We start from the raw sequence: 5,601 nt of genomic DNA, 5'->3' as shown, positions 1-5,601 counted from the left end.
ATGTCCCTAGACAACTGTTACCTATGTCCCTGTGCCATACACAGCCGCCAACCCTACGTGCGTGCAGCAGTACGTTACCCGCGCGGCAGCGGCTTGCCGCGCGAGATCACTTCGCGGCAATCGCCCTTGAGATAGGAGTCGTCGTAGTCGGTCCAGCCATAGCTGTCCACGTAGCGCTTGTGGCGCTTGAAGCGGCTGCTGACGAAACTGCGCTCCAGCGACTCGCCGGGATAGCGCACGTCGGCCATGTCGAGCAGGGTGTGGAACATGTTCTCGGTCGAGAGCCTGGCCTTGCGATGGCGCCCGAGTTGGTCGACCTTGGCCGGGAAGCGCTCCTGATAAGCGTCCGAATACCAGACAAAGGCCGGCACGTGGAATTCGAATTGCGTGTTGTGGCCGTGGAAGGCGATCTTGCACGACTTGTCGTACAGCGTCTGGCCGTGATCGGCCACGTACAGCAGCGACGAGGTCAGGCCCGACTCTTTCAGCACCCCGATCACGTTCGACAGGAACCAGTCGGTGTACAGGATCGCACTGTCGTAGCTGTTGTTGATCTGGGGTTTCAGCGCGCCGTTGGTGTAGTCCGGCTTGTCGATCCCGTGGAGCGACGGCTGCCAGCGATCGAACTCCTTCGGATAGCGGTGCGCGTAGTTCCAGTGGCTGCCGAGCGTGTGCAGCACGACCAGGATCTTCTGCGCCGGGTCGTGCACGGCGCGGCGCAAGGGTTCCAGCAGTTGGGCGTCGTAGCTGGCGCCGTCGCTGAAACCGCCCAGGTTGAGGAATTCCACTTCATCCGCCTCGCGCGCGAACACCGACACCGGCGTGTCGAATTTGCCGAACGAGACCTGGTTCGACAACCAATAGGTCTTGAAGCCGGCTTCCTTGAACGCCGACAGGAAGGACTTTTCCGAAAAGCCGTCTTTCAGGCTTTGCATCGCGGGCTTGCGCGAAATGATCACCGGCACCGACAGCCGGGTGGCGGACACCGGTGTGATCACGTCGCTCAGCATCACCAGGTTCCGTTCTTGCGCCAGCAGTGGATTGGTCTCGCGTTGGTAGCCGTTCAGGCTCCAGCGGTCGTAGCGCGACGATTCGCCCAGCACCATGACCACGACTTGCGGCGCGTCCTGGCCTTGCGCTTGATACGCGCCGAAGCGGAAGGCGGCGCTGCGCCGGTTCAGCTGCGCCAGGTAGACCCGCTCGCGATAGAAGTCGACCCCGCGCGCGGCCAGGCCGAACGGCCACGATTGCGCCAGCGCGCGCAGGTCGACCGGCGGCTGAATCCAATGCGGCAGCGGGGGCAGGGCGGCAGGCAGTACGCCATCGGCTTTCACCAGATGCACCCTGGCGCGCGCACTCGCCCCCACCGGCACCTCTGGCATGACGCCGAAGCGCTGGCTATATAGCAGCACTGCCGCGCAGCCGCCCAGCACCGCCAGCACCAGCCAGCGCGAGCGGTCTTCCCAGTCCAGCGCGCGCGTGCGCCAGGCCACGGCCCAGGTGCTGGCCCACCAGGCCACGACACCGATCAGCGCCGCCGCCAGCAGCCACACCGAACTGCCCAGGAATTCCTGCGCCTCGCTGGGACTGGTCTCGGCCATGATGCCGAGATGGTGGGTCGAGATCCCCTGGCCGTAATACACCAGCAGGTAGAGTTCCAGCGGCAGCGCCAGGAAGGCCGGCAGCAGCAAGGGGTGGAAGTAAGCCGGCCGCTTGAACAGCGCCCACACCGCGATCCACGAGAACACGCCGATGCCGGCCACGCGCCACGGTTGCGCCAGCGGCTCGCCCAGCAGCAGCGTGGCGAACGGCATCGCCGACAGCAGGGCGTAGGTCAGCAGCAGGTACAGGTGCGCGGGGCGCGGCAGGGGCGGCATGGACGGGTCCGGCAAACAAGGCCGGCTATTATGCCGTCTTTATCTGCGGAAATGCTGGCGCCGGGACGCCCGGTCCGCTCTCTCGCACAGCGAGCTTGTCGCGGCGATGACACAGTTGCCACGGTTTACGACCAATTTGCCCGAGGATGGATGGCGAAGCGGCAAATCGGTTGACCCATCGTCACATTGCGCCTATACTCGCGAGTTCTCGATTTATTCTGCACATCGTATACGCATTCGCAGCCGCTCCTCGCTGAGCGGCTTTCGTCGCCTCGGTTGTCAGTCTCAACGGGACTAGGTTTTAGCCCCCGGGCCAGTGTGTTTTTGCCGTCCCGGGTCGTCAATGAGTAGTACTTTGTTGGATTAGGAACGATGCCAACCATCAATCAACTGATTCGCAAACCGCGTGAAGCTGCGGTTGTGAAGAGCAAGTCGCCGGCACTGGAAAACTGCCCGCAAAAGCGCGGCGTGTGCACCCGTGTGTACACCACCACGCCGAAGAAGCCGAACTCGGCACTTCGTAAAGTCGCCAAAGTGCGTCTGACCAACGGTTTCGAAGTCATTTCGTACATCGGCGGTGAAGGCCACAACCTGCAAGAACACAGTGTCGTGCTGCTGCGCGGCGGCCGTGTGAAAGACTTGCCGGGTGTGCGTTACCACATGGTCCGCGGTGCACTGGATACCCAGGGCGTGAAAGACCGTAAGCAAGCTCGCTCGAAGTACGGTGCGAAGCGTGCCAAGGCTGCGAAGAAGTAATTTTTCAAAGTCAAATGCAGCGTGTCACCGACACGTCACATTAATTAGATAAGTTGAGCCGGCCGCGAGGCCGAGTAAGTGAAGGGTCATGAGGGCCTTTCGCGAGTGTGGTTACCGCACTCAACTGAAGACAGGAAGGAATTGAAATGCCACGTCGTCGTGAAGTACCCAAGCGCGAGATCCTGCCGGATCCAAAATTCGGCAACACCGATGTCGCCAAATTCGTCAACGTTCTGATGCTGTCCGGCAAGAAGTCGGTTGCAGAAAACATCATCTACGGTGCATTCGAACACATTCAATCCAAGTCGGGCAAAGACCCGCTGGAAGTGTTCACGACCGCGATCAACAACGCCAAGCCGCTGGTGGAAGTCAAATCCCGCCGTGTCGGTGGCGCCAACTACCAGGTGCCAGTGGAAGTTCGTCCGGTTCGTCGTATGGCGCTGTCCATGCGTTGGTTGCGCGAAGCCGCAAACAAGCGCAGCGAAAAATCCATGCCGCAACGTCTGGGTGGTGAACTGATGGAAGCGGCTGAAGGCCGCGGCGGCGCGATGAAGCGTCGTGACGAAGTGCACCGCATGGCAGAAGCGAACAAAGCGTTCTCGCACTTCCGCTTCTAAAAAAATGGGCAGACCGCAGGGGGATCGTTCTCCTGGCGCGCATGCCCCTGCAGTATCAGTTGTTCAGGCCGGGCTCATTTTGATCATCAAGATGATGCTCGGTTTTGTCCATTCAAAGATTTAGGAAAAATTATGGCACGCACTACCCCAATCGAGCGCTACCGTAACATCGGTATTTCCGCTCACATTGACGCCGGCAAGACCACCACCACCGAGCGCATCCTGTTCTACACGGGCGTGAACCACAAGATCGGTGAAGTGCACGACGGCGCCGCCACCATGGACTGGATGGAGCAGGAGCAGGAACGCGGCATTACCATTACCTCGGCAGCGACGACCTGCTTCTGGAAGGGTATGGCCAACAACTTCGAGCCGCACCGCTTCAACATCATCGATACCCCGGGCCACGTCGACTTCACCATCGAAGTGGAACGTTCGATGCGCGTCCTGGACGGCGCATGCATGGTCTACTGCGCAGTCGGTGGCGTGCAGCCGCAGTCGGAAACCGTGTGGCGTCAGGCTAACAAGTACAAAGTCCCGCGTCTGGCCTTCGTCAACAAGATGGACCGTACCGGTGCGAACTTCTTCAAGGTCTACGAGCAGATGCGCGCTCGCCTGAAGGCCAACCCGATTCCTCTGCAGATCCCGATCGGCGCCGAAGACAACTTCAAGGGCGTGGTCGACCTGGTCAAGATGAAGGCGATCCTGTGGGACGACGCTTCGCAGGGCATGAAGTTCGACTACGTCGACGTGCCTGCAGAGCTGGTCGACCAGGCCAACGAGTGGCGCGAGAAGCTGGTCGAAACCGCCGCTGAAGCGTCGGAAGACCTGATGAACAAGTACCTCGAAGAAGGCGAACTGTCGGAAGCCGAGATCAAGAAAGCACTGCGTACCCGTACCATCGCCGGCGAAATCGTCCCGATGATGTGCGGTACCGCTTTCAAGAACAAAGGCGTTCAGGCAATGCTGGATGCGGTCATCGAATACCTGCCGTCGCCAGTGGACATCCCACCGGTCTCGGGCACCGACGAAGACGACCAGCCGGTCACCCGCAAGGCCGACGACAGCGAGAAGTTCGCTGCGCTGGCATTCAAGATCATGACCGACCCGTTCGTCGGCCAGCTGATCTTCTTCCGCGTGTACTCGGGCGTCATCAACTCGGGCGATACCGTCTTCAACCCGATCAAGGGCAAGAAGGAACGCGTCGGCCGTATTCTGCAGATGCACGCCAACCAGCGCGAAGAAATCAAGGAAGTCCGCGCAGGCGACATCGCCGCAGCAGTGGGCCTGAAAGAAGCGACCACCGGTGAAACCCTGTGCGATCCGTCGGCGCCGATCATCCTGGAAAAGATGGTCTTCCCTGAGCCGGTGATCCAGCAGGCAGTCGAGCCGAAGACCAAGGCCGACCAGGAAAAAATGGGCCTGGCGCTGAACCGCCTGGCTCAGGAAGATCCGTCGTTCCGCGTGCGTACCGACGAAGAATCGGGCCAGACCATCATCGGTGGTATGGGCGAGCTGCACCTGGAAATTATCGTTGACCGCATGAAGCGTGAGTTCAACGTGGAAGCAACCGTCGGCAAGCCACAGGTTGCATACCGCGAAACCATCCGCAAGGCAGTCACCGACGTCGAAGGCAAGTTCGTCAAGCAGTCGGGCGGTCGTGGTCAGTACGGTCACGCAGTCCTGTCGATCGAGCCGCAAGAACCGGGCAAAGGCTTCGAGTTCATCGACGCGATCAAGGGCGGTGTGGTTCCACGCGAATACATCCCTGCAGTCGAAAAAGGTGTGCGCGAAACCCTGACTACCGGCGTGCTGGCTGGTTACCCAGTGGTCGACGTTAAAGTCACCCTGACCTTCGGTTCGTACCACGACGTCGACTCGAACGAAAACGCGTTCCGCATGGCGGGCTCGATGGCGTTCAAGGACGGCTGCCGTAAAGCGAATCCGGTCATCCTCGAGCCGATGATGGCCGTGGAAGTGGAAACGCCGGAAGACTACGCCGGTTCGGTGATGGGCGACCTGTCGTCGCGTCGCGGCATGGTGCAGGGCATGGACGAAATCCCGGGCGGCGGCGGCAAGATCATCAAGGCCGAAGTTCCGCTGTCGGAAATGTTCGGTTACTCGACCTCGCTGCGTTCGGCGACCCAGGGCCGCGCGACCTACACGATGGAATTCAAGCACTATTCGGAAGCTCCGAAGCACGTGATTGACGCCATCGTCACCGCGAAGTCCAAGTAATACATAATGGGGGGATGGGACGTCCCGTCTCCCCTGAATCACAAAATATATCGTTTCTCTTAAAGGAATTTGGAAATGGCAAAAGGTAAATTCGAACGGACCAAGCCGCACGT

The 5,601-nt window shown here is 60.4% G+C and carries 4 protein-coding genes; 3 read left to right on the top strand and 1 reads right to left on the bottom strand.

Going from position 1 to position 5,601, the window contains the following annotated elements:
• Nucleotides 1-74: 74 nt before the first annotated feature.
• Entirely contained in the window at nucleotides 75-1,877 is a 1,803-nt protein-coding gene (locus QPK27_RS25050) for a phosphoethanolamine transferase (protein WP_290420862.1), read from the bottom strand.
• A 372-nt stretch (nucleotides 1,878-2,249) separates the two neighbouring features.
• Between QPK27_RS25050 and rpsL the strand changes: the two genes are divergently transcribed.
• The 3 genes from rpsL (at nucleotide 2,250) to fusA (ending at nucleotide 5,488) form a co-directional block, all read left to right on the top strand.
• Nucleotides 2,250-2,633 (top strand): 30S ribosomal protein S12, encoded by a 384-nt coding sequence (rpsL, locus tag QPK27_RS25045; RefSeq protein ID WP_005663517.1) that lies wholly within the window; start codon nucleotides 2,250-2,252, stop codon nucleotides 2,631-2,633.
• Between the two features lie 146 nt (nucleotides 2,634-2,779).
• Complete coding sequence (gene rpsG / locus QPK27_RS25040) at nucleotides 2,780-3,250, top strand: 30S ribosomal protein S7 (RefSeq protein WP_005663516.1); 471 nt, start codon at nucleotides 2,780-2,782, stop codon at nucleotides 3,248-3,250.
• A 132-nt stretch (nucleotides 3,251-3,382) separates the two neighbouring features.
• Nucleotides 3,383-5,488 (top strand): elongation factor G, encoded by a 2,106-nt coding sequence (fusA, locus tag QPK27_RS25035; RefSeq protein WP_290420861.1) that lies wholly within the window; start codon nucleotides 3,383-3,385, stop codon nucleotides 5,486-5,488.
• The last annotated feature ends 113 nt before the right edge of the window (nucleotides 5,489-5,601 follow it).

Source organism: Massilia sp. YIM B02443, from assembly GCF_030411955.1.
Taxonomy (GTDB): Bacteria; Pseudomonadota; Gammaproteobacteria; order Burkholderiales; family Burkholderiaceae_D; genus Telluria.
This window is presented reverse-complemented; position numbering and strand designations above follow the sequence as displayed.

Coding starts and splice junctions, on each gene's coding strand:
- QPK27_RS25050 (WP_290420862.1), bottom strand. CDS start 1,877: ATGCCGCCCCTGCCGCGCCCCGCGCACCTGTACCTGCTGCTGACCTAC.
- rpsL (WP_005663517.1), top strand. CDS start 2,250: ATGCCAACCATCAATCAACTGATTCGCAAACCGCGTGAAGCTGCGGTT.
- rpsG (WP_005663516.1), top strand. CDS start 2,780: ATGCCACGTCGTCGTGAAGTACCCAAGCGCGAGATCCTGCCGGATCCA.
- fusA (WP_290420861.1), top strand. CDS start 3,383: ATGGCACGCACTACCCCAATCGAGCGCTACCGTAACATCGGTATTTCC.